We start from the raw sequence: 21,097 nt of genomic DNA, 5'->3' as shown, positions 1-21,097 counted from the left end.
GGCCCCCCGCCCCCGCCGCCGCCCGCCGGGCCGCCCGGAGGAGCCGGCGGGGGGTCACCCGGGCCCTGGTGGCGTTCGGTGCCCCGGTTGGCGACGGTGGCGGTGGCTCTCGCGGCCGTCGTGGCCCTCGTCGTCGTACTGACCCGGCCCGACGGCGGGGACACGCGGCGTGCCGGGGCCGAGGTGTTCCTCCAGCCCGCTTCCGACGCCGGTCCGGACCCCTTCACGGAGTCCACCGCCACCCGGCAGGCCACCCCCGTGCCCGAGGCCCCGCCGGGGCCGACGCCCACCTCCACCCCGGCCGGCACGCACAGCGTCAGCGGCTCCTCTCCCGGCCTTTACGGCGGCACGAAGGACGTTGCCAGCTGCGACGTGGAGAAGCAGATCACCGTCCTGACGGCGCAGCCCGCCAAGAACACGGCCTTCGCCGAGGCCCTCGGCATCAGGGTGGCCTCCGTCCCCGGCTACCTGCGTTCGCTGACGCCGGTCCAACTGCGCGTGGACACGCGTGTAACCAACCACGGCTTCCGCGACGGCCGGCCCACCGCCTACCAGGCCGTGCTCCAGGCCGGTACGGCCGTGCTCGTGGACGACCGGGGCGTACCGAGGGTGCGGTGCGCGTGCGGGAACCCGCTCGGTGCCCCGGTGGCGCTGCCGCCCGACCCGAAGCGCCAGGGGCGGCCCTGGGCCTCGTACCAGCCCGCGCGCGTGGTCGTGATCGCCCCGTCCGTGACCGTCATCAACAAGATCGTGATCTACGACCACCAGGACGACCGTTGGTACGAACGGGAGAAGGGGGCGAAGCCGGAGCGCGACAAGCCCGTCGAACCGCCCGTCGTCCCTCCCGTGATCCCCCCTCCGCCGTCGCCCCCGCCGTCACGGCTGCCCGGGAAGAGCAGCCCGCCGCCGGTGAGCACCTCACCGTCCGCCGAGGACGGCGACGGCGACGGTCACCGCGACGTCGACCGTCCGTCGCCCGAGGACAGCGGGAGCCCGTCCGACGGCGGCTCGGACGCTCCTCCTTCCGACACACCGTCGGACGCGGACTCCTCGTCGGCCCCGCCCTCCGACCCCGCTTCCGACCCCGCTTCGGATCCGGCCTCCGAACCGGCCTCCGAACCGGCCTCCGAACCGGCTTCGGCGCCGCCGTCCGGGCCGTCGTCCGCACCGCCTTCCGGCGGCGGTGACAACCCGTAGACCGGGGCCGGCGGTGCGGACCGCCGCGAACGCGGCGGACGCACGGGCGTTCACCGCCCGCTGCGGCAGAACGTGTTGAATGCGGTGGCGGCGCCGGCGATGAAGCCGTTGTTGATGGCCTTCTCGACGGCCTCGTCCTGGGCGACGAGTCCGGGGTGCTTCTTGGGCGGCTGCGGCTTGGCCCCCTCGCAGTTCTCCTGGGCCGCCTCCTTGCCGGCCGCGACGCCCGCCTTGAAGCCGCGCTCCTGTGCGGCCCGGACGAGTTCCTTGTTCGTCGACTTGTCGGAGGGGATCTCGCGGCAGGCGATCACTCCGCCCTTCTGCTGGTGGACGGCGTAGTCCGTGACGGGCAGCCCGGTCAGGTTGAAGACGCCGGGCGGGTTCAGGCCGTCGAGGTTGCCGAGGCCGACGGTGGCGCCGGGGGCGTTGCCCCGCAGGGCCGCCCCGCCGGTACCGATGAAGCCGGTGCCGGTGACGGTCACCGTCTTGCCGTCGTCCGAGGGCTTCACCACACAGGTTCCCGTCGGGACGGCGGAGGTGACGGAAGGGCCTGAGCCCGGGGTCCGGGCGAGGGCCGGCGGGCTCAGGGCGAGGAGGGAGGCGACGGCCAGGGGACACACGAGGGCCGCTCCGGCTCGGGTACGCATGGCACTCGTCCCCGGCCTAGTGGCGGTTGCTGCCGCTGTGGCAGAACTTGTCGAAGGCGCTGGTGGCGCCGGCGAGGAAGGCGTCGTTGAAGGCTTTCTCGACCGCTTCGTCCTGGGCGATGAGTCCGGGGTGCTTGTTGGGGGGCTTCGGCTTGGCCTTCTTGCAGTTCTCCTGGGCCGCTTCCTTGCCGGCCGCGACGCCTGCCTTGAAGCCGTCGGCGCGGGCCTTGCGGATCTCTTCCTTGTCCTTCTGCGACTGGGTCTTGTCCGGCTTGGCCACCATGCAGTTCTTGAACCCGCCGCTGTCGGGCAGCACGGTGAAGTCGGTGCTCTTCTGGCAGCGCTTGAGCGAGAAGGAGCCGTCGGCGAGGACGTCGATGGGGAACGTGGACTCGCCGTCGTTGAGCCTGAGCGCTTCCTTCGGGCCCCAGCCGCTGCCGGCGAGGGTGATGCTGAGCCCGTCGGCGGCGGGCGTGACCGTACAGGTGCCGATCGTGGGGACGGCGGTCGGCGCTGCCGCCGAGGCCGCCGGTTACAGCGCGACCAGGCCTCCGGAGAGGAAGGACGCCGTGATCAGGGAGGTGGCGGTGGTGCGTCCGACCTGCCTGCGGGTGAACCGGTTCATGGTGGTCTTCTCCCTCACGGGGTGGCGGAGGGAGAGGAGGAACGCGAACGGCCGCGCGACGGGGGAGGACGGCGCACGGACGGCCGCTCCGTACGGGCGAGTCGCGGCCCGCGAGGGTCCGTTCGGCTCGAAGGGCCGTACGCACCGCCTCGGGATTTCTCCCTCAGGCCGTCGCAGGGAAGCGGCGGTCTGGGGTTGATCGGAAGGCGCCCGTCCTCTCCATCGTCCTCCGGGCCGGCGCGGGTGTCGACCGGGGTGTCGACCGAGGTGGGGAGGGGTGGTGGGCAGGGTGGGGGTCAGTAGCGCAGGGCCGTGCCCACGTCGGCCTTCACCGTGCCGGACAGCCCCCGGGTGCTGCGCGCGGTCGCCTCCTTCGACTGGCCGGCCGGGACGTCCGTGACGGTCACGACGACCGTGTCGAGGAGGTTCCCGCCGGGGTCGCGGAAGTTGACCTGGACGGCGAAGGACTTCGTGGAGTCGGTGGTGTTGCGGGCGGTGACGGGGACGGTCGGATGGCCGTCCGTCTGCGTCGCCGGCTGCCCCAGCGTCACGGCGTCCTTGGCGTCCACACCGTCCTTGACCTCGTTCAGCTTGCGGCGGGCGGTGTCGGAGGCCGAATCGAGGGCGTCCGCTGCCTGTGAGGCCGCCGAGGCCGCCTGGGAGGCGACGCCCGTGACCTTCTCCTGGGCGTCGCCCCCGCATCCGGTCAGGCCCGCGGCCACCACGACCGCGAGCACCCCGAACACCGCTCCGCGGATGCTCCGTACCCGGCCAACACGTGTCACTGCCGCCTCCTCGTTCGCTCGTCCGGCCCAGTCAACGGGGGTCGGGCGCCCGGCGCACCTCCAGGAGGGCCTGACGGGTGAGTCGGCGGATCAATAGATGCGGTACCAGAGGGTGTATGCGAAGTTTGTCCGGAACTGATCAGAAATGATCTCGCCCCGCGATGGGCTCCCGTCACCGGAACCTGTTGAGAGTTGAGAAAGGCACGACCCCATGAAGCGTTTCGCGGCGACCACCCTGATCTGCGCCACCGCGGCCCTCGGTCTCAGCGCCTGCTCCGACGACAGCACCACCCCCAAGGAGGAGGCGACCCAGGCCGCCCAGGCCCTGTGCACGAACCTCTCCAGCCTCAAGGGCGACACCGCCAAGCTCCGCGCCCTCGACCCGGCGAACGCGACGAAGGACCAGATCAAGGACGCCTACGAAGCGGTCAAGAAGGACATCGACGCGATGGGCGACAACCTCCAGTCCCTGGAGCAGGCCAAGCGCGACGCCCTCAAGAGCGCCGGCGAGAACCTCAAGAAGGCCTACGAGGACCTGCCGGGCGACACCACCGGCCAGAACGTGATGACGGCGATCCAGCCTCAGGTCAAGACGCTGGAGGAGACGGTCGCGGCCTCCTCCACCACCCTCAAGTGCTGACGGTCGCACGGGAAACCACGGCCGGAGCGGTGACCGACCCCCCGTCGCAACACGAGTAACCATCGTGCTTCGTCACCACCGCACGCACGCGCAACCCACGGCTCAGCGGCGGCGCCCTCGACCGGTGAGGGCGTCGCCCGCCGCGCCCACCGCCAGACCGACCGCGACCATGACGACGTACCCGAAGACCTCGTAGCCGTCCGGGACCGCGAAGCGGACGAAGCCCATGAAGTGGATCCAGCCGAGCCACTCGTGGAGCAACCCGCTCGCGCCACCCACGACGAGGACGAAGGAGAGCAGCCCCGCCAGGGCCGCTCCGGGGGACTTGGAAGCAGAGGAAGTCATGCCCCGACGGTAGGCGCGCGGCGCCGACGGCCGGATCGGCCCTCGGTAGCCGCCGCTCGTACTTAAGTATCCGTTCCGGAGCCACAGGACGAACCGCGCGCCCGGCGCGCGTAGATTCCGGATCCATGCGCCGCATCACCCGCACCCCCCGCGACTGGGCCGCCGACCTGGCTCTGATCCTCTTCGCGGCCTGCTTCGCCGCCGTCAGCTCGCAGTCCATCCCCCTGCCCGAGGACCTCGGCCCCGCCTGGCGGGCCGCCGACCAGGCCGTCGGAGGCCTCGGCTGCGCCGCGCTGTTGCTGCGGCGCCGGTGGCCCGTGGCGCTGGCGGTCGTCCTCCTCCTCGCCGGCAGCCAGGCCCACTACCTGACCGGCCCCGCGATGGTGGCGGTGTTCACGGTGGCCGCGACCCGCCCCTGGCGGGCCACCGCATGGGTGGCGGCGCTCGCCTTCGCCCCGCTGCCCGTCTTCCTGTGGCAGCTGCCCGACATGCCCGAGGACCGGGTCGGCCCGGCCGCCACGTACTTCGCGCTCCTGGCCGGAGCCGTCGGCTGGGGCCTGTTCCGTCGCTCCCGCCGCCAGCTCGTCACCTCCCTGCGCGCACGCGCCGAACTCGCCGAAACCCAGGCCCGCAGGGACGTCCGCGAGGAGATCGCCCGCGAGATGCACGACGTCCTCGGACACCGGCTGTCCCTGCTCGCCCTGCACGCGGGTGCCCTGGAGTTCAACCCGGGAGCCCCACGGGAGGACATCGCCCGCGCCGCCGCCGTGATCCGCGAGAGCGCCCACCTCGCGCTGGACGACCTGCGCCAGGTCATCGGGGTCCTGCGCGAGGACCCGGCGTCTGCGGGGGCCGCCCCCGCCGACGCCGAGCGCCCCCAGCCCGAACTGGCCGACCTGGAACGGCTGGTGGCCGAGACCACGGCGGCGGGCACGGCCGTCGACCTCACCGGACCGCCCCGGGGACAGGAACCGCCGCTCGAGGTGGGGCGTACCGCGTACCGGATCGTGCAGGAGGCGCTGACGAACGTACGCAAACACGCGCCCGACGCCACCGCCCGCATCCGGATCACCGGTGGGCCGGGAGACGGCCTCGACATCGAGGTCCGCAACACCCGCACCACCCGCACCATCGCACGGCCCAACGCACAACCCGCCGCCCCCGCCGCCCACGCCTCCGCCGCCGCCGCCGACGCCATCGCGGCCACCGGCGGAGGCCACGGACTGATCGGCCTCGCCGAACGGGCCCGCCTCGCGGGCGGAGACCTGACGGCCGGACCCGACGGGACGGACTTCCGCGTGCACGCCCGGCTACCCTGGCCCGATCCACGGCCGGCGAGCGGCCCCGACGGGGAGGAACCCGCGTGATCCGTGTCCTGCTGGTCGACGACGACGCCATCGTCCGCGCCGGACTGCGCCTCATGCTGGGCGGGGCGGACGACATCGACGTCGTCGCGGAGGCCGCCGACGGGGCGCAGGTGCCCGCGCTCGTCGCCGAGCACCGCCCCGACGTCGTCCTGATGGACATCCGCATGCCGGGCGTCGACGGACTGACCGCCACGCAGGAGCTGCGCGCCCGTCAAGGCGCCCCGGAAGTACTGGTGTTGACCACCTTCCACACCGACGCGCACGTGGCGCGCGCCCTGCGCGCCGGCGCGGCCGGCTTCCTCCTCAAGGACACCCCGCCCCGGGAGATCGTCGCGGCGCTGCGCACGGTCGCGGCCGGCGACCCGGTGCTGTCGCCGGCCGTCACCCGTCGTCTCATGGACCAGGTGGCGGGCGACGGCGGGCAGGGGTCCCGGGAGGCGGCCGCCCGGGCCCGCCTGGACCTGCTCGGACCCCGCGAGCGGGACGTGGCGATGGCGGTGGGACGCGGACTGTCGAACGCCGAGATCGCCCGCAGCCTCCACCTGGCACTGCCCACCGTGAAGACGCACGTCTCGCGGATCCTGACGCGCCTCGACCTCAACAACCGGGTGCAGATCGCCCTGTTGGTCCACGACGCCACCCCGCAGGACGGCTCGCCGCCAGGCTCGTGACCGTTCGTGGCCGGGTTCGTCGCGCGTCCGCGAGTGGCATGCGCGTCCCGGTCGGCGCCCCGGTCCCGCGATCCCCGGGCGGACGACGGTCCGGGCCGGCGGCCGGTGCGCGTGCCGGAGTCGGGTGAACGGTGAGACCCTGGCTTCATGGACCAGCGGGGACGCACCCCCGAGGTCGACTGGCCCGCGCGGCCCGACCTGAGCCTCGCGCTCAACCGCATGGGCACCTTCGACTGGGACCTCGACAGCGGACGCATGCACCTGGACGCGACCGCCCTCGAGGTCGTCGCACTGCGCCCGGAGGAGTTCGACGGAACCGCCGCCGGGTTGCGCGAGCGCGTCCTGCCCTCCGACGAGACCCGCCTCGACCGGCGCGTCGCCCAGGCCCTGGCCGACGGGCGCAGCCACTACGGCGCCTACTTCCGCACCAGCCGCCCCGACGGTTCCACCGCCTGGACCCACGTACAGGGCCACATCCTGCGGGACCCGCACGGTCGCGCGTACCGCGTCATCGGGATCCTCCGCGACGCCGACCACGACCCGGGCGAGCCCGGAGCCACCGGCGAGCGCGACGAGGGGCGCCGCCGCATGACGGGGGTCGTCGAGCGGACCGCCGCGATCCTCGCGCACGCCCGCACCGTCAACGACGTCACCGACATCCTCAAGGACCCGGACGCGCTGGGACACCTCGGAGCCGTCAGCGTGATGCTCGGCATCGTCGACGGAGCCCGGGTCCACCTGGTCGCGGAGGGCCGCCTCGGTTCGTACGTGCCCGAGATCGAGTACACCCGCATCGACGCCCGCCTGCCGATGAGCGAGGCCGTACGCACCCTCCAGCCCGTCTTCCTCGCCTCGCGGGAGGAGTTCCAGCGGCGCTACCCGCAGCTGTGGCCCTACATCGAACCGCTGTCCGTGCGCAGCGGGGTCTACCTGCCCCTCATCGCCCAGGGCAGGGCCATCGGTGCCCTCGGTCTGCTCTACACCCGTGACGGGGACTTCACCGACGAGGAGCGCAACGTCCTCGTCGCCCTCGGCAGCGGCATCGCCCAGAGCCTCCAGCGGGCGATCCTCTTCGAACAGGAGCACGACCTCGCCGAGGGCCTCCAGCGTGCCATGCTGCCGCGCAGGATCCCCGAGGTGCCCGGGGCGCTGATCGCCGTGCGCTACCGGGCCGCCCGCATGGGCCGGGACATCGGCGGTGACTGGTACGACGTGATCCCGCTCGGCGAGGGCCGGGTCGGCGTCATGATCGGCGACGTGGAGGGGCACGACACGGACGCCGCCGCCGTCATGGGCCAGCTGCGGATCGTGCTCCGCGCGTACATCCTGGAGGGCCACACCCCCGGCACGGCGATGGCACGGGCCAACGCCTTCCTCCGGGACCTGGCCACCGAACGCTTCGCCACCTGCACCTACGCCGAACTGGACCTCAACACCGGCACCCTCCTCCTGGTCCGCGCCGGCCACCTCGACCCCGTGGTGCGGCGCGGCGACGGCAGCTGCCACCGGGTCCGGGTCGCGGGCGGGCTCCCGCTCGGCCTGCCCCCGGGCGAGCCGCACGGCGCCGCAGGGGGGCCGCACGGCCCCGCCGGCGAGCCGGGGCCGGACGCCGCGTCCCGAGCGCGACCGCAGGACGGGCCCGGATCGTGGCCCGGGCTGTGGTCGGAGGCGGTGCCCGGCTATCCCGTCGCCACCCTGGAGCTACACCCCGGCGACACCCTGCTCCTGTGCACCGACGGCCTCGTCGACCGGCCCGACGGCGACCCCGAGACGGGCATGCGGGAGCTCCTGGACGCGGTGCGGGACGGCCCGCTCGACGTGGAGGAACTCGCCGACGTGCTGTGCGACCTGGTCGGCGACTCGGGCGGCGGGGACGACATGGCCCTGCTCGTGCTGCGCCGACGCGGCACCCCCGCCCCGCGCGGTGGCGGCCCGCTGCGCCAACGCCTCAGCCCCGGCGACCCCCAGGGCCCGGCGCTGGCCCGTCACCTGATCCGGGCGGCGGCTGCGGCCTGGGGCGCCGCAGAACGGGCCGACGAGATCGAGTTGGCCGCCGACGAGCTGATGACCAACGCCCTCGTCCACACGGAGGGCGGCGGTCACGTGGGCATGCGGCTCACCGCCGAGGGCCGGATCCGCGTCGAGGTCGAGGACACCAGCAGCGCCCTGCCGCGCCGCCGCGAGGCGGGCGACTGGGCCGTCTCGGGGCGGGGCCTGATGCTGGTGGAGAACCTCGCGGACGCCTGGGGGGTGGAACCCCGGGGCGGCGGGAAACGCGTGTGGTGCGAGTTCGCGATACCGCATCCGCCGGCCGAGCAACACGAGTAACGCCCCCCTGCGGCTGCGGATGGCAGGTCGGTGAGGCGGGCGATGGGGGGAAAGGTGGGGCAACACGTGTTAACGGCTGAGGGCCGCCCGCAGCGGCCACGGCTCCCCGCCCACGTCGCTGCCGTCGCCCGACACGTGTTACTGGTCGATCCCTCGCCGCGGTGGCCCGGGTTACGCCCCAGGCCCTCCCGCCGCCTGACACGTGAGAGCGGCCGACCGTGTCCCCGCGGCGGCACGCGCTCGCGCGGGTCCCTCGCCGTTCAACACGTGTTACCGGTCGATCGTCTCCCGGTTGCGGCCGCGGGGCGCGCCCGTGGTCTCCGCCCGCCTGACACGTGTTACAGCCGGACGAGGGTGACCTCGGTGGCCTTCACGCTCGTCCACACCGCCGCGCCGTCCGCGACGCCCAGTTCGGCGGCGGCCTGCGGGGTGATCTCCGCGACCAGGTCAGGGGCCTCCGCGGAACCGATCAACACGCGCAACCTGCTGCCGACCGCCGTGATCTCCCGTACGGTTCCCGGCCAGACGTTGCGAGGGCTGCCGCCCGGCCGCTCCCGGTGCACCGACACCGCCTCCGGGGAGATGATCGCCAGCGCCGGCGCCCCCTCGGGCAGCGCCTCGGCCACCACCAGCCGCCCGCCGCCCGCGAGCGCGAGGCCCTCGGCGGAGGCCGTGCCCGGCCAGGCGTTGCGGCCGAGCATCCGTGCTACCCACGGCGAACGCGGATGCCGGGTCACCTCACCGGGCGGGGCGTCCTGGAGCGTCCGTCCGTCGGCGAGCACGAGCACCCGGTCCGCCAGCGACACCGCCTCCACGGGGTCGTGCGTGACGATCAGGCACACCCCGCCGAAGTCCGCGAGGTGCGTCCGCAGCGTGTGCCGCACCCGCGCCCGGGTCGTCTGGTCGAGGGCGGCCAGCGGCTCGTCGAGCAGCAGCAACCGGGGCCGTGCCGCGAGCGCCCGGGCCAGCGCCACCCGCTGCGCCTGCCCGCCGGAGAGTTGGCCGGGCTTGCGCCCGGCGAGGTGCCCGACGCCGAGCCGGTCCAGCCAGGCCTGCGCCTCGCGGCGGGCGTCGGCACGTGCCACCCGGCGGGCGCGCAACCCGTACGCGGTGTTCGCGAGGGCGGTGAGGTGCGGGAACAGCGCCCCGTCCTGCGGCACCCAGGCGACCTGCCGCTTGTGCGGGGGCAGGGAGGTGACCTCGGTGTCGCCGAGCCGGAGCACGGCGTGGGCCCGGGGGGTCAGACCCAGCAGGGCCCGCAGCAGAGTGGTCTTGCCCGCGCCGTTCTCGCCGACCACGGCGATGGTGGTGCCGGGTTCGGCGTCGAGGGTCAGCTCGTTGAAGCCGGTGACCTCGGCGTGCAGCGGCCAGCGGCCGGCCTCCGATGCGCTCGACGCCTCCGGGGTGCCCGACGCCTTCGGGTCCGGGGCGTCCGTGCCTGCGGCCGCCCGTCCCGTGGTGGCGGGGGAGGCGGCGTCGGGCTCCGACGTCACCTGGGGTTCGGCGATCACGGGGGGCGCCGCGACCGTCCTGCGGTCCACGGGGGTTCCGGTCCAGCGTCCGCGCAGGGCGATGAGGACGCCCATGGCGATGGCGAGCAGCAGCAGGGAGACCGAGGTCGCGGCCTCGGGCTGGTCCTGGAGCAGCAGGTACACCTGGAGCGGCAGGGTCTGGGTGGTGCCCGGCAGGTTGCCGGCGAAGGTGATGGTCGCGCCGAACTCGCCCAGGGCGCGGGCCCAGGTGAGGGCCGCTCCGGCGATGAGGCCGGGTCCCACCATGGGCAGCGTCACCGTGAAGAACACGCGGACCGGCGAGGCGCCGAGGGAGGCGGCGGTCTCCTCGTAGCTCTGTTTGAGGCCGCCGAGGGCCCCCTCCAGGCTGATCACGAGGAACGGCATCGCCACGAACGTGGCCGCCACCACCGCCCCGGAGGTGTGGAAGGGCAGGGTGAGGCCGAAGGTGTCCTCCAGCCACGGTCCGAGCAGTCCTCGCCGTCCGAAGCCCAGCAGCAGCGCGACACCGCCCACGGTCGGCGGCAGCACCATCGGCAGCAGCACCAGCGAGCGGACGAGGGCCTTGCCCTTGAAGTCGACACGTGCCAGCAGCCAGGCCAGCGGTACGCCGAGGAGGAGGGACAGGCCGAGCGCCCAGAGGGAGACCACCAGCGAGAGCTTCAGGGCCTCGACGACGCCGGGGCTGGTCAGGTGCGCGCCCAGTTCGCTCCACTGTGTGCGGGTGAGGATGCCGATGAGGGGCAGCAGCAGGAACCCGACGGCGAGCAGCGCGGGCAGCGCCAGGGTCACGGGGGGCCGGGTGCGGGTGCGGGGTCTGCTCATGAGGGTTCCTGGCCGGGGCTGCCGGTGTCGTCGGGGCGGGCGGGTCGAGCGTGGCGGTCGGTTCGGGCGTGGCGGGGGAGGCGTTCGGGTGGGCTCGGTCCGGGGCGGTGTCCGGGCGTGTGCGCGGTACGGGTGCCCCGGCACGGGAGCGTACGGGGCGGCGGGAGCCCTCGCGGGGCGGCGTACCGTCCCGGACCTCGTACGCACGGAGGGGGACCGCCCGTCCCCCCGGACCGGGCGGTCCCCCTGCGCGTCGAGCCACGGGCCCGTCGGGCGTGCCTACGCCTTCTGGAAACCGGCGTCCTGGAGGATCTTCTGGGCCTCGGGGGTGCTCAGCCAGGCCACGAACGTGGCGGCGGCGTCGGCGTTCTTGGACTGCTTGAGCGTGGCGGCCGGGTAGGAGGCGACGGCGTTCTGGTCGTCCGGGATGTCGACCGTGACGACCTTGTCGCCGGACTTGGCGGAGTCGGTCTTGTAGACGAGGCCGGCGTCGGCCTCGCCGAGCTCGACCTTGGACAGGACGGCGCGGACGTTCGGCTCCTGCGAGACCGGCTTCACCTCGATCTTCTGGGCGTCGAGGATCTGCTTGCTGTAGCGGCCGACCGGGACCTCGGGCGCCGCCAGGACGACCTTGATCTTGGAGTCGGCGAGGTCCTTCAGCTCGTCGATCTTGAACGGGTTGTCCTTGCCGGCGGCGATCACGAGGCGGTTCTTCGCGATGACCGTGGCGTCGTTGGTCTCGCCCTTGAGGCCGTCCATGGTCTTGGTGTCGGCGGTGACCAGCGCGTCGGCGGGGGCGCCCTGCTTGACCTGGGCGGCGAGCTCCTGCGAACCGGCGAAGGAGAAGGTGACCTTCGTGCCCGGGTGGGCCTTCTCGTACGCGGCGCCGGCCGTCTTGAACACGTCGGTGAGGGAGGAGGCGGCCAGGACGGTGAGGTTGGCGGCCTTGGGCTCGGCGGAGGCCGAGGAGGAGTTCGCGGCGGAGGGGGAGGCGGCGGCCCCGTCCTTCTTGGCGTCGTCGTTGCCGCAGGCCGACAGCGGGACGAGCAGCGCGGCGGTGAGGACGGCGGCTGCCGCGCGGCGGCGGTTCGGGGAGATGGACATGGTGGGTGCTCCTCGGTCGGGTCGGCGGTCGGCGGGTGCCGACCGCGCGGTGGTGACCCGCGCCGGTGACGGGCGGAGCGGGTGGGGACGAGCGGTACGAGCGGTACGTGTGGTGGTGCCCGGGGTGCGGGCGGGGCCGGGTCGGCCGGGGGCCGGCCGGGTCTCGGCGCGGTCGGTGGCGTCGGTGGCGATCGGTCGGTCGGGCCGTCGGTCGCGGGCCGGGGTCAGGTGCGGTCGATGTGCACGCTGGTCGACTTCACGCGGGCGGTGGCCTGCATGCCGACCTCCAGGCCGAGCTCCTCGACGGCCTCGCGGGTGAGCAGGGAGACCAGCCGGTGCGGACCGGCCTGGATCTCGACCTGGGCGGCGACGTCGCCGAGCTTGACGGCCGTGACGATGCCGGGGAAGGCGTTGCGCGCGGAGGTGTACGGCTCTCCGTCCTCGGTGTGGGCGCCTTGGCCCACCTCGACGGAGAAGGCGGCCAGATCGCGGCCGTTGATCAGGCGACGGCCGCCCTCGTCGCGATGGGTCGCGACCCGGCCGGCGTCGGCCCAGCGGCGTGCCGTGTCCGGGCTGACGCCCAGCAGACGCGCCGCCTGTCCGATGGTGTAGGACTGCATGTGCGACAAGGTAGGGGCACTGATCCGGCATTTGCAATTCGTTTGGGAGCATCTCCATTGCAGATGCCATGCGACTTGTGTCATCCGCCAAAATCCGTTCCGCTTCGAGCGCGCCGAATCGGTAGGGTCCTGGCATGGCAGAAGCACAGACGCAGAAGGCGGCGACGGAGGCCGGATCCGCACGCGTGGACGCGTGGATCTGGTCCGTCCGCCTCACGAAGACCCGTTCCGTGGCCGCGACCGCCTGCCGGGCGGGCCACGTGAAGGTCAACGGCGATCGGGCCAAGCCCGCGCAACCGGTACGGGCGGGCGACGAGGTGCGCCTCTTCCACGCGGGTCGGGAACGGATCGTCGTGGTCCGGCGCCCGGTGACCAAGCGGGTCGGCGCGCCCGTGGCCGTCGAGTGCTACGTCGACAACAGCCCGCCGCCCCCCACCGTCGTCGAGGCGGGCGTGGTCGGCATCCGCGACAGGGGCGCGGGCCGGCCGACCAAGCGGGAACGCCGCGAGATCGAAACCCTGCGCGGGCGCGGCTGACGCCCCCGACGGAACCCCTCCCGCCCCGCCCGCGCGTATCGCGCGGGGTTGGGGTTGGGGTCGGGCGGGCCTCCTTCAGGGAGCGCCGTCAGGCCTTGCGGTAGGCGTACGCCTCCCCGGCCGCCGCCGCGACCGCCTCCAGATCGGCGCCCGCCGAAGCGGCGACCATCGCCGCCACCGCCCCCTCCAGGAACGGCGCGTCCACCAGCCGGCACCCCGCCGGCAGGTCCCCGTCCTCCAGCAGCGCCTTCACCGTCAACACCGAACTGCCCAGGTCCGCGAGCAGCGCCACCCCGGCGCCCCGGTCCACCGCCGCCACGGCCGTCAGGATCTCCTCCGCGTTCGTGCCCAGGCCGCCGTCGGGCCCGCCGCCCGCCGGAGCCACCGGAGCCACGGCGCCACCGGCCGCCAACCCCCGGGCCAGCTCCGCCACGGACCGGGCGACCTCCGCGCTGTGGGACACCAGCACGATGCCCACCGCCCGCGCCCTCGCGCCGGGCTCGGCCGCCGCGCTCACGCCCCGGCCCCGTCCGCGCGGACGGCCACGTCCGCGAGCGCCCGCAGCAACAGCGCGGACGAGGTCGCCCCGGGATCCTGGTGGCCGACGCTGCGCTCCCCGAGGTAACTCGCGCGACCTTTGCGGGCGATCAGCGGAACCGTCGCCAGCGCGCCCTCGTCGGCCGCGTCCGCGGCGGCGCCGTACGAGGAGCCGCCCAGCGCCGTCACCGCGGGCAGCAGCGCGTCCAGCATGGTCTTGTCGCCGGGCGCCGCGCCGCCCAGGCGGGCCACCGCCTCCACTCCGGCGTCCAGGGCCGCGCGCAGCTGCTCGTCGGATACCTCGGGGGCGTCCCCGAGTTCCTTGCCGGCGCGGCGCAGCAGCGTCCCGTAGAGGGGGCCCGAGGCGCCGCCGACCGTGGAGATCAGGGTCCGGCCGGCGAGCTGGAGGACCCTGCCGGGAGGGGTGGCGGCGAGGTCCGCGGCGGCCAGGGCCGCCCGTACGGCGACGAATCCGCGCAACAGGTTGCTCCCGTGGTCGGCGTCGCCGATGGGGGAGTCGAGCTCGGTCAGCCGGTCGGCGTCCCGTTCCACGGCCGCGGTCGCGGCGTCCATCCAGTCCCGGAAGAAGTCTGCGTCACGCACCGGATCTCCTCGCCTCGCACCGTCGGCCGTCCCGCGACCACCCTACGGTGGACAAACGTGTCACCTGCCCCAGCGCAGCGCGGCGGTCTGCACCGGGGCGTCCCACAGGCGCAGCAGCTCGTCGTCGACCCGGCACAGGCTCACCGAACAGCCCGCCATGTCGAGCGAGGTGACGTAGTTCCCGACGAGGGCCCGGGCCACCGGAACGTCCCGTTCGGCCAGGATCCGCGCCACCTCCGCGTGGAACCCGTACAGCTCCAGGAGCGGGGTCGCGCCCATCCCGTTCACCAGGGCCAGCACCGGCCCCGCCGCCGGGCCCGACTGCGCGAGGTCGTCGAGCACGGCCGCCACCGCCGCCTCCGCGATCTCGCGGGAGGTCATCATGGGCCGGCGTTCGCGTCCCGGCTCGCCGTGGATGCCCACCCCCAACTCCAGCTCTCCGGCCGGGAGTTCGAAGGTCGGAGTGCCCTTCGCGGGGGTGGTGCAGGGGGCGAGCGCCACGCCGAAGCTCCGCGAGGACTCCACCACCTGTCGGGCGAGCGCCGAGACGCGCTCCAGCGGCGCGCCCTCCTCGGCGGCCGCCCCGGCGATCTTCTCCACGAACAACGTGGCGCCGGTGCCGCGCCGCCCCGCCGTGTAGAGGCTGTCTGCGACGGCCACGTCGTCGTCGACGAGGACCTGTTCGATCCGCAGGCCCTCGTCCTCGGCCAGTTCGGCGGCCATGTCGAAGTTCAGCACGTCGCCGGTGTAGTTCTTGACGACGAACAAGACCCCCCGGCCCGCGTCGACGGCGGTCGCCGCCTTCAGCATCTGGTCGGGCACGGGCGAGGTGAAGACCTCGCCGGCGCAGGCCGCCGACAGCATGCCGTGGCCCACGAACCCGGCGTGCAGCGGCTCGTGCCCCGAACCGCCCCCGGACACGACGCCGACGCGACCGCCGGAGCGGGCGTCGCGCCGGACGACGATCCGGGCCGTCACGTCCACGTCCAGGTCGGGGTGGGCGGCGGCCATGCCGCGCAGGGCGTCGGCGACCACGGTCTCCGGGGTGTTGATCAGCATCTTCGTCTTCTCGGTCACGGCGGTCTCCCGGTGCGCTGGTGCGAGGGCTTTCGTCCCCGCCGACGGTAGGCGAGGGCGCGGCCGTCGGGTGGCAGAACGCGGAGGCGGCGCGGAGACTGGTCCGGTCGGTGCGTTACTCGTGTTTCCGCACCGGGCGTCCCCGCGTGGCCGGCGAACGGAGCAGGCATGGAACTCGGCGCGTTCTCCCTCAGTCTCACCGTGCGCGACATCGAGGCGTCCCGGCGGTTCTACGCGAAACTCGGATTCGTCGCCCTGGGCGGGGAGCCCGCGGACAACTGGCTGATCCTCAAGAACGGCGACCACGTCATCGGCCTGTTCCAGGGCATGTTCGAGAAGAACATGCTCACCTTCAACCCCGGCTGGGACAGCGCCGCCCAGCCGCTCGCTTCCTTCACCGACGTGCGGGAGCTCCAGCGGGAACTGAAGGAGCAGGGCGTCGAGTTCGTCACCGAGGTCGACCCGTCCACCCCTTCGGGCCCGGGCAGCTTCCTGGTCCTCGACCCGGACGGCAACCCGATCCTGGTGGACCAACACCGCTGAGCCGAACCCGAACCCGAACCCGAACCCGGACCCGAAGCCGCCGCGACGGCTCCGGGTCCGGCTCCGGCTTCCGCGCCGCGACTCAGTACCCGTCGACGCCGATCTCGGTGATCGAGGCGAACACGTGCTCCCACAACTCCCGTGCGGGCCCCTCGGGAGCGACGGAGGTCGGCTCCAGGGCGGTGACCTCGCGCAGGAAGTGGCCGTGCCCGTCCTCGCCTGGATACGGGTCCCAGCACGAGCCCATGTGCCGCCGTACGGACTCCAGCAGGCGGACGAAGGTCTCCGCGTCGCGGGCGAGGCGGAACGTCGGCCCCTCCTGGCGGGACATGACGAGCTCGCCCGTGTCCGGTCGCAGCAGCACCCGGCCCGTGTCGGCGTACCCGAGGTCGAAGTCGCCCAGGTGCAGCAGGCCGGCCCCGTACGAAGCGTCCTCACGGGGTCCGGCGTCGTCGTAGGCCAGGGCGAAGGAGGTCACCCCCGCCCCCCAGTGGACCGGCAGGCCCACACGTGTAAGCAACTCGCGGGTGGGCGCGTGGGTCAGGGCCTGCGGGAGCGCGGAGTCGGCTGTCCGCCGCACGTGGCGCGCGCCGAACACCTCGTCCACGCGGGCCGCGTCCAGGGCGGCCACGGCAGGGTCCGGTGCCACGAACCACGGCTCGCCCCCGGAGCCCCCGCCGGCCTCGCTCTCGTCGTCCGCGTCCCCGACACCGGCGGGGCGGGATCCGGCCGCCGGCGTCGGGTTCCGCTCGGCGACGAACACCCCCCGCGCCTCGACGAGCAGGAACCGGCCGCCGCCCAGCGGCACGGGCTCCTCCCACGCCTCCGGGCAGCACGACGCCCAGGCCTCCTCCTCGCCCTCGAAGAGGATCGGCCCCTCCTCGTCGGCCTCGTCCGCGCGTTCCGCGTAGGCGCCCTCGGCGGGGGCCTCGCAGGGGGCGCCGGTGTCCAGGTCGAACCAACGGTCCGGTGTCCACAGCGACCACACCTTCAGCAGTGGCCGCGCCGCCGGATCCGACACGTGGTCGTGCACCTCCGCGCTCCGGTCCCCGCTGAGGTTCGGCTCGGCCCGGTGTGCGCCCACCGGGCGCCACCAGGCCCACACCGTCCGCCACGGCAGGCCGGGCTCGGCCGCCTCCACGGCGGCGGCGTACTCGTCGCGCCCGAGCACCTTCGCGGCGAAGTGCAGCCGCGAGGCGAACTCGGCGCGCTCCGCCCCGGTCCGCCCGAACACGGCCTCGGCCTGGGAGAACACCTCGCGGCCGACGCCACCGGCGAGCGCGACCTCCCCGCGCGCCCGGGCGGGCCCGGCGGTCAGCAGGGCGGCGGGGGAGGAGAACACTACATCAAGATCGTCATGAGCCATGCGCCCATGCTGCCACCGCCCGCCGACACGTCCGCCGGTACACCCACCGCCCGCGCTCGCCCTCCTGTAACTCGTGTAACGGGGCCGCCCGGGCGGCAGCCCCGCAGCCACCGTCACCCCGGAGGGGAGCCCGTCACGTGATCCGCTTCCCGGACGGACCCGCGGGCCGCTCCGCGCCCCCGTCGAGGCCGCGCCCCATCGCGGCCGTGGCCGCCGCCTGTAGCGAGCGCAGCGCGAGCAGCAGAACGCCGATGTCGTCCAGGTACACGGGATCCGGGACCAGGTCCACGGGGGACACGGTGTAGGCGACCGCCACCCAGAACAGGGCCTTGTCGCGCAGCGGGATCCCCGCGTCCAGCAGCAGCCTGCGCGCCGCGAACACCCGCACCAGCAGCACCGCCGCCGCCACGGCCGCCGCGAGGGCGAGGACCGCGAGGATGATCAGCCAGACCGTTCCGTCCATGAAGGGTTTCTACCCCGTCACGCGCCCGGATCCCGCAGTCGGCGGCTGACCTCGCCCAGACCGGCGGCCAGCACGTCCAGCTGCTCCGGGGTGAGCACGTCGACGAGGATCTCCCGGACGACGGCCACGTGCCCGGGCGCGGCCTCCTCCAGCCGCGCGCGGCCGGCGTCGGTGAGGACGGCGAAGACCCCGCGCACGTCGGAGGGGCAGCTGCGGCGCCGGACGAGCCCGGCCTTCTCCATCTGGGTGACCTGGTAGGTCAGCCCGCTCTTGGAGTTCACCAGTCCGTTGGCCAGCTCGGTCATCCGCAGCTCGTTGTCGGGCGCGGCGGCCAGCCTGACGAGGATTTCGTACTGGGGGTGCGAGAGCCCGGAGTCGTCCTTGAGCTGTTGGTCGACACGGCGGTTCACCAGGGAGGAGGCGGCCAGGAACCCGCTCCATGCCCGCATCTCGCGGTCGTCCAGCCATCTCGTGTCACCCATGGCGTCCAGGGTACACGGGGTTGTTCGAATTTGAATGAATGGCTAGGGTCGTGGCGAGCGGTTCGAATTTGAACAGTCCCCTCGGGCCGCGCCGACCGGAAGGAACCCCCTCATGACCAGCGCCTCCGCCACGCAGACGAAGGCTCCGGCCACCACCCCGGCCACCGGCTCCCCCCTCACCTCCCTGGCCGCGCACGACGCCGGCCTGCTGCTCCTGCGCCTCGTCCTCGGCCTGACCATGGCCGCCCACGGCTCGCAGAAGCTCTTCGGCTGGTTCGGTGGTGGCGGGATCAGCGGAACGGGCCAGTTCTTCACGGCCAGCGGATACCCGGCCGGCGAGACCTTCGCCGTCGTCGCCGGACTCACGGAGACCCTGGGCGGGCTCGGCCTGGCGGCCGGACTCCTCACGCCGCTCGCCGGCGCGGCGGTCGTCGGCACGATGATCAACGCCATCGCCGTGCACGGAGCGGGCTCCTTCTTCGCCCCCGCCGGCATCGAGTACGAACTCCTGCTGACCGTCGGCGCCGCCGCCCTCACCCTCTCCGGCCCGGGCCGCCTCGCCGCCGACCGCTTCCTGCCCGTCCCGGTCCTGCGCGACCACCGCCTCGCCCTCGGCGCCCAGGCCCTCGCCCTCGGCGTCGTCCTGGCGGCGCTCACCCTCCTGATCCGCAACTGATCCGCAACCGACCCCACCCCACCCGGCCCGACCGCCCCGCCCGGGATCCCCTCCGCACACGGGATCCCGCGCGGGGCGGCGGCGTACCGGTTCCGCCACCGCTTCCGAAAGCCGGTTCCGCCACCGCTTCCGAAGCCGGTTCCCACACCGGTTTCGAACCGTTGCGCGAGGGCATCCGCGCCTTCTCGCGCCCCCTCCCCCCGCGCCCTGATTGATGCCGGGAAATTGGGGGAACAGCGGATGAATGACGCATATCACCCAGCCGATCGAAGACTACGCACTCATCGGCGACCTCATGACCAGCGCCCTGGTCGGTCGTGACGGGTCCATCGACTGGCTGTGCCTGCCCCGCTTCGACTCGGCCGCCTGCTTCGCCTCGCTCCTCGGCGACAAGGAGAACGGCCACTGGCGCATCGCCCCCGTCGGCAGCCCCGACGGGGGCCGCTGCACGAGCCGCGCCTACGTCGACGACACCCTCGTCCTGGAGTCCCACTGGGAGACCGAGGACGGAGCCTTCAAGGTCATCGACTTCATGCCGCAACGCGACGAGGCGCCCGACGTCGTGCGCGTCGTCGAGGGGATCTCCGGGCAGGTCGCCGTCCGCAGCACGTTGCGCCTGCGCTTCGACTACGGCCACGTCGTCCCCTGGGTCCGGCGCAGCGACGGCGACCGGGTGGCCGTCGCCGGGCCCGACTCCGCCTGGCTGCGCAGCGTGCCGAGCGTCCGCACGTGGGGCGTGGGCAACAGCACCCGCTCGGAGTTCACCGTCGGCCCCGGCGAGAGGGTGGCGTTCATCCTGACCTGGCACCCCTCCCACGAGCCGCGCCCCGAACCCTGCGACCCGTTCGAGGCGCTGGAGCAGAGCCTCGCCGACTGGCGCGAGTGGAGCGGACGGTGCCGCTACGACGGCCCCTACCGGGAAGCCGTGATCCGCTCCCTCATCACCCTCAAGGCCCTCACCTACGCCCCCACCGGCGGGATCTGCGCCGCCGCCACCACCTCGCTCCCCGAGGAGATCGGCGGCGTCCGCAACTGGGACTACCGCTACTGCTGGCTGCGCGACTCCACCCTGACCCTGGACGCGCTCCTCGCCACCGGCTACCTGGAGGAGGCCCGTGCCTGGCGGCGCTGGCTCCTGCGCGCCGTCGCCGGCGACCCGGCCGACCTCCAGATCATGTACGGGATCGCCGGCGAGCGCCGGATCCCCGAGACCGACCTGCCCTGGCTGCGCGGGTACGCCGGCTCCGCACCCGTACGCATCGGCAACGCGGCCGTCGACCAGCTCCAGCTCGACGTGTACGGGGAGGTGCTCGACTCCCTCTTCCTGGCCCGCACCAACGGGCTGCCGACCGAGCTGCACTCCTGGCGGATCCAGCTGGCCCTCCTCGACTTCCTGGAACGCAACTGGCACCGGCCCGATGAGGGCCTGTGGGAGGTGCGCGGGCCCCGCCGCCACTTCACCCACTCCAAGGTGATGGCCTGGGTCGCCGCCGACCGCGCCGTGCGCACCCTGGAGCGCGACCCGTCCATGCCGGGGGAGGTGGAGCGCTGGCGCACCATGCGGGACGCCGTCCACCGCGAGGTCTGCGAGAACGCCTACGACCGCGAGCGCGGCACCTTCACCCAGTACTACGGCTCGCGCGAACTGGACGCGGCCACCCTGCTGATCCCCAGGGTCGGTTTCCTGCCGCCCGACGATCCCCGCGTGATCGGCACGGTCGACGCCGTCCGGGCGGAACTCGGCAGCAGCGGGCTCGTCCGCCGCTACAGCACCGAAGGCGCCTCCGTGGACGGCCTGCCGGGGGACGAGGGCGCCTTCCTGGCCTGCTCGTTCTGGCTGGCGGACGCCCTCCACCTGACCGGGCGGGAGAAGGAGGCGCGGGACCTGTTCGAGAAGCTGCTGGCGGTACGCAGCGACGTGGGCCTGCTCGCGGAGGAGTACGACCCCGTCGCCGGCCGCCAACTGGGCAACTTCCCGCAGGCCTTCAGTCACATCGGCCTCGTCAACACCGCCCTCGTCCTCAGCGGCGAGTCCCTCTCCGCCTGACCGCCTCCGCCTGACCGCCCCGCCGGCCACGACCCGCCGTCCGCCCCGCCCGCGCCCCGTCCGCCCCGCCCGCGCCCCGACCGCCCCGCCCGCGCCCCGACC

The 21,097-nt window shown here is 73.9% G+C and carries 22 protein-coding genes; 9 read left to right on the top strand and 13 right to left on the bottom strand.

What is annotated here, in order from left to right; genetic code table 11:
• The first annotated feature begins 78 nt into the window (after positions 1-78).
• Complete coding sequence (locus AB0D01_RS07920) at positions 79-1,197, top strand: DUF6777 domain-containing protein (RefSeq protein ID WP_363054193.1); 1,119 nt, start codon at positions 79-81, stop codon at positions 1,195-1,197.
• 50 nt (positions 1,198-1,247) lie between these two features.
• Here the strand turns inward: AB0D01_RS07920 and AB0D01_RS07915 are convergent, their stop codons facing one another.
• The 3 genes from AB0D01_RS07915 to AB0D01_RS07905 form a co-directional block, all read right to left on the bottom strand.
• Positions 1,248-1,844, bottom strand: a complete 597-nt coding sequence (locus AB0D01_RS07915) for a hypothetical protein (protein ID WP_363054192.1) — start codon at positions 1,842-1,844, stop codon at positions 1,248-1,250.
• A gap of 16 nt (positions 1,845-1,860) precedes the next feature.
• Positions 1,861-2,160: a hypothetical protein gene (locus AB0D01_RS07910; protein WP_363054191.1), complete on the bottom strand. Its 300-nt coding sequence runs from the start codon at positions 2,158-2,160 to the stop codon at positions 1,861-1,863.
• A 605-nt stretch (positions 2,161-2,765) separates the two neighbouring features.
• Positions 2,766-3,254, bottom strand: coding sequence for an FxLYD domain-containing protein (locus AB0D01_RS07905; protein ID WP_363054190.1), 489 nt, complete (start codon positions 3,252-3,254; stop codon positions 2,766-2,768).
• 211 nt (positions 3,255-3,465) lie between these two features.
• Between AB0D01_RS07905 and AB0D01_RS07900 the strand changes: the two genes are divergently transcribed.
• A complete protein-coding gene (locus AB0D01_RS07900; protein ID WP_363054189.1) occupies positions 3,466-3,894 on the top strand; it encodes a hypothetical protein in 429 nt (142 codons plus the stop codon).
• Positions 3,895-3,996: 102 nt separating this feature from the next.
• On the opposite strand, the gene AB0D01_RS07895 is transcribed toward AB0D01_RS07900, so the two are convergent.
• Entirely contained in the window at positions 3,997-4,239 is a 243-nt protein-coding gene (locus tag AB0D01_RS07895) for a hypothetical protein (RefSeq protein WP_363054188.1), read from the bottom strand.
• A gap of 125 nt (positions 4,240-4,364) precedes the next feature.
• On the opposite strand from AB0D01_RS07895, the gene AB0D01_RS07890 reads away from it, so the two are divergent.
• The 3 genes from AB0D01_RS07890 to AB0D01_RS07880 all read left to right on the top strand — a co-directional run bounded on the left by AB0D01_RS07890 (position 4,365) and on the right by AB0D01_RS07880 (position 8,605).
• Positions 4,365-5,606: a histidine kinase gene (locus AB0D01_RS07890; RefSeq protein ID WP_363054187.1), complete on the top strand. Its 1,242-nt coding sequence runs from the start codon at positions 4,365-4,367 to the stop codon at positions 5,604-5,606.
• Positions 5,603-6,277: a response regulator transcription factor gene (locus AB0D01_RS07885; protein ID WP_363054186.1), complete on the top strand. Its 675-nt coding sequence runs from the start codon at positions 5,603-5,605 to the stop codon at positions 6,275-6,277. Before AB0D01_RS07890 ends, AB0D01_RS07885 begins: the two co-directional genes overlap by 4 nt.
• A gap of 147 nt (positions 6,278-6,424) precedes the next feature.
• Positions 6,425-8,605 carry a SpoIIE family protein phosphatase gene (locus AB0D01_RS07880; RefSeq protein ID WP_363054185.1) on the top strand — a complete coding sequence of 727 codons (2,181 nt, stop codon included), beginning with the start codon at positions 6,425-6,427 and terminating at the stop codon, positions 8,603-8,605.
• A 338-nt stretch (positions 8,606-8,943) separates the two neighbouring features.
• Here AB0D01_RS07880 and AB0D01_RS07875 read toward each other — a convergent pair whose 3' ends face one another.
• From AB0D01_RS07875 to AB0D01_RS07865, 3 genes are all read right to left on the bottom strand, one after another.
• Positions 8,944-10,941, bottom strand: a complete 1,998-nt coding sequence (locus tag AB0D01_RS07875; RefSeq protein ID WP_363054184.1) for an ABC transporter permease — start codon at positions 10,939-10,941, stop codon at positions 8,944-8,946.
• A gap of 279 nt (positions 10,942-11,220) precedes the next feature.
• A complete protein-coding gene (gene modA / locus AB0D01_RS07870) occupies positions 11,221-12,045 on the bottom strand; it encodes a molybdate ABC transporter substrate-binding protein (protein WP_363054183.1) in 825 nt (274 codons plus the stop codon).
• Positions 12,046-12,269: 224 nt separating this feature from the next.
• Positions 12,270-12,665, bottom strand: a complete 396-nt coding sequence (locus AB0D01_RS07865; RefSeq protein ID WP_363054182.1) for a helix-turn-helix transcriptional regulator — start codon at positions 12,663-12,665, stop codon at positions 12,270-12,272.
• 134 nt (positions 12,666-12,799) lie between these two features.
• On the opposite strand from AB0D01_RS07865, the gene AB0D01_RS07860 reads away from it, so the two are divergent.
• A complete protein-coding gene (locus AB0D01_RS07860) occupies positions 12,800-13,201 on the top strand; it encodes an RNA-binding S4 domain-containing protein (RefSeq protein WP_363054181.1) in 402 nt (133 codons plus the stop codon).
• A gap of 88 nt (positions 13,202-13,289) precedes the next feature.
• Here the strand turns inward: AB0D01_RS07860 and AB0D01_RS07855 are convergent, their stop codons facing one another.
• From AB0D01_RS07855 to dhaK, 3 genes are read right to left on the bottom strand one after another with little or no spacing between them, the layout of a single operon-like run.
• Positions 13,290-13,718, bottom strand: a complete 429-nt coding sequence (locus tag AB0D01_RS07855) for a PTS fructose transporter subunit IIA (RefSeq protein WP_363054180.1) — start codon at positions 13,716-13,718, stop codon at positions 13,290-13,292.
• The gene (dhaL, locus tag AB0D01_RS07850; protein ID WP_363054179.1) at positions 13,715-14,341 is read right to left on the bottom strand and encodes a dihydroxyacetone kinase subunit DhaL; all 627 of its coding nucleotides are present in this window, start codon (positions 14,339-14,341) and stop codon (positions 13,715-13,717) included. The genes AB0D01_RS07855 and dhaL overlap by 4 nt, the downstream gene beginning before the upstream one ends.
• 60 nt (positions 14,342-14,401) lie before the next feature.
• Positions 14,402-15,400, bottom strand: a complete 999-nt coding sequence (dhaK, locus tag AB0D01_RS07845) for a dihydroxyacetone kinase subunit DhaK (RefSeq protein ID WP_363054291.1) — start codon at positions 15,398-15,400, stop codon at positions 14,402-14,404.
• A gap of 186 nt (positions 15,401-15,586) precedes the next feature.
• Between dhaK and AB0D01_RS07840 the strand changes: the two genes are divergently transcribed.
• Positions 15,587-15,961, top strand: a complete 375-nt coding sequence (locus AB0D01_RS07840; RefSeq protein WP_363054178.1) for a VOC family protein — start codon at positions 15,587-15,589, stop codon at positions 15,959-15,961.
• Between the two features lie 82 nt (positions 15,962-16,043).
• On the opposite strand, the gene AB0D01_RS07835 is transcribed toward AB0D01_RS07840, so the two are convergent.
• The 3 genes from AB0D01_RS07835 to AB0D01_RS07825 form a co-directional block, all read right to left on the bottom strand.
• Positions 16,044-17,327, bottom strand: coding sequence for an SUKH-4 family immunity protein (locus tag AB0D01_RS07835; RefSeq protein ID WP_363054177.1), 1,284 nt, complete (start codon positions 17,325-17,327; stop codon positions 16,044-16,046).
• A 133-nt stretch (positions 17,328-17,460) separates the two neighbouring features.
• A complete protein-coding gene (locus AB0D01_RS07830) occupies positions 17,461-17,790 on the bottom strand; it encodes a YkvA family protein (protein ID WP_363054176.1) in 330 nt (109 codons plus the stop codon).
• A gap of 17 nt (positions 17,791-17,807) precedes the next feature.
• A complete protein-coding gene (locus AB0D01_RS07825) occupies positions 17,808-18,272 on the bottom strand; it encodes a MarR family transcriptional regulator (protein WP_363054175.1) in 465 nt (154 codons plus the stop codon).
• A gap of 112 nt (positions 18,273-18,384) precedes the next feature.
• Here AB0D01_RS07825 and AB0D01_RS07820 point away from each other — a divergent pair, with 112 nt between their 5' ends.
• Together AB0D01_RS07820 and AB0D01_RS07815 are read left to right on the top strand one after the other, a co-directional pair.
• Positions 18,385-18,948 (top strand): DoxX family protein, encoded by a 564-nt coding sequence (locus AB0D01_RS07820; protein WP_363054174.1) that lies wholly within the window; start codon positions 18,385-18,387, stop codon positions 18,946-18,948.
• Positions 18,949-19,201: 253 nt separating this feature from the next.
• The gene (locus AB0D01_RS07815) at positions 19,202-20,995 is read left to right on the top strand and encodes a glycoside hydrolase family 15 protein (RefSeq protein WP_363054290.1); all 1,794 of its coding nucleotides are present in this window, start codon (positions 19,202-19,204) and stop codon (positions 20,993-20,995) included.
• The last annotated feature ends 102 nt before the right edge of the window (positions 20,996-21,097 follow it).

The organism is Streptomyces sp. NPDC048606 (assembly GCF_040650855.1).
In the GTDB taxonomy this organism is placed as follows: Bacteria; Actinomycetota; Actinomycetes; order Streptomycetales; family Streptomycetaceae; genus Streptomyces.
Note: the sequence above shows the minus strand (reverse complement) of the source record. Positions and strands in the feature narration are given on the sequence as shown.

Coding starts and splice junctions, on each gene's coding strand:
- AB0D01_RS07830 (WP_363054176.1), bottom strand. CDS start 17,790: ATGGACGGAACGGTCTGGCTGATCATCCTCGCGGTCCTCGCCCTCGCG.
- AB0D01_RS07865 (WP_363054182.1), bottom strand. CDS start 12,665: ATGCAGTCCTACACCATCGGACAGGCGGCGCGTCTGCTGGGCGTCAGC.
- AB0D01_RS07835 (WP_363054177.1), bottom strand. CDS start 17,327: ATGGCTCATGACGATCTTGATGTAGTGTTCTCCTCCCCCGCCGCCCTG.
- AB0D01_RS07900 (WP_363054189.1), top strand. CDS start 3,466: ATGAAGCGTTTCGCGGCGACCACCCTGATCTGCGCCACCGCGGCCCTC.
- AB0D01_RS07895 (WP_363054188.1), bottom strand. CDS start 4,239: ATGACTTCCTCTGCTTCCAAGTCCCCCGGAGCGGCCCTGGCGGGGCTG.
- AB0D01_RS07840 (WP_363054178.1), top strand. CDS start 15,587: ATGGAACTCGGCGCGTTCTCCCTCAGTCTCACCGTGCGCGACATCGAG.
- AB0D01_RS07880 (WP_363054185.1), top strand. CDS start 6,425: ATGGACCAGCGGGGACGCACCCCCGAGGTCGACTGGCCCGCGCGGCCC.
- dhaK (WP_363054291.1), bottom strand. CDS start 15,400: ATGCTGATCAACACCCCGGAGACCGTGGTCGCCGACGCCCTGCGCGGC.
- AB0D01_RS07820 (WP_363054174.1), top strand. CDS start 18,385: ATGACCAGCGCCTCCGCCACGCAGACGAAGGCTCCGGCCACCACCCCG.
- AB0D01_RS07860 (WP_363054181.1), top strand. CDS start 12,800: ATGGCAGAAGCACAGACGCAGAAGGCGGCGACGGAGGCCGGATCCGCA.
- AB0D01_RS07890 (WP_363054187.1), top strand. CDS start 4,365: ATGCGCCGCATCACCCGCACCCCCCGCGACTGGGCCGCCGACCTGGCT.
- AB0D01_RS07915 (WP_363054192.1), bottom strand. CDS start 1,844: ATGCGTACCCGAGCCGGAGCGGCCCTCGTGTGTCCCCTGGCCGTCGCC.
- modA (WP_363054183.1), bottom strand. CDS start 12,045: ATGTCCATCTCCCCGAACCGCCGCCGCGCGGCAGCCGCCGTCCTCACC.
- AB0D01_RS07825 (WP_363054175.1), bottom strand. CDS start 18,272: ATGGGTGACACGAGATGGCTGGACGACCGCGAGATGCGGGCATGGAGC.
- AB0D01_RS07875 (WP_363054184.1), bottom strand. CDS start 10,941: ATGAGCAGACCCCGCACCCGCACCCGGCCCCCCGTGACCCTGGCGCTG.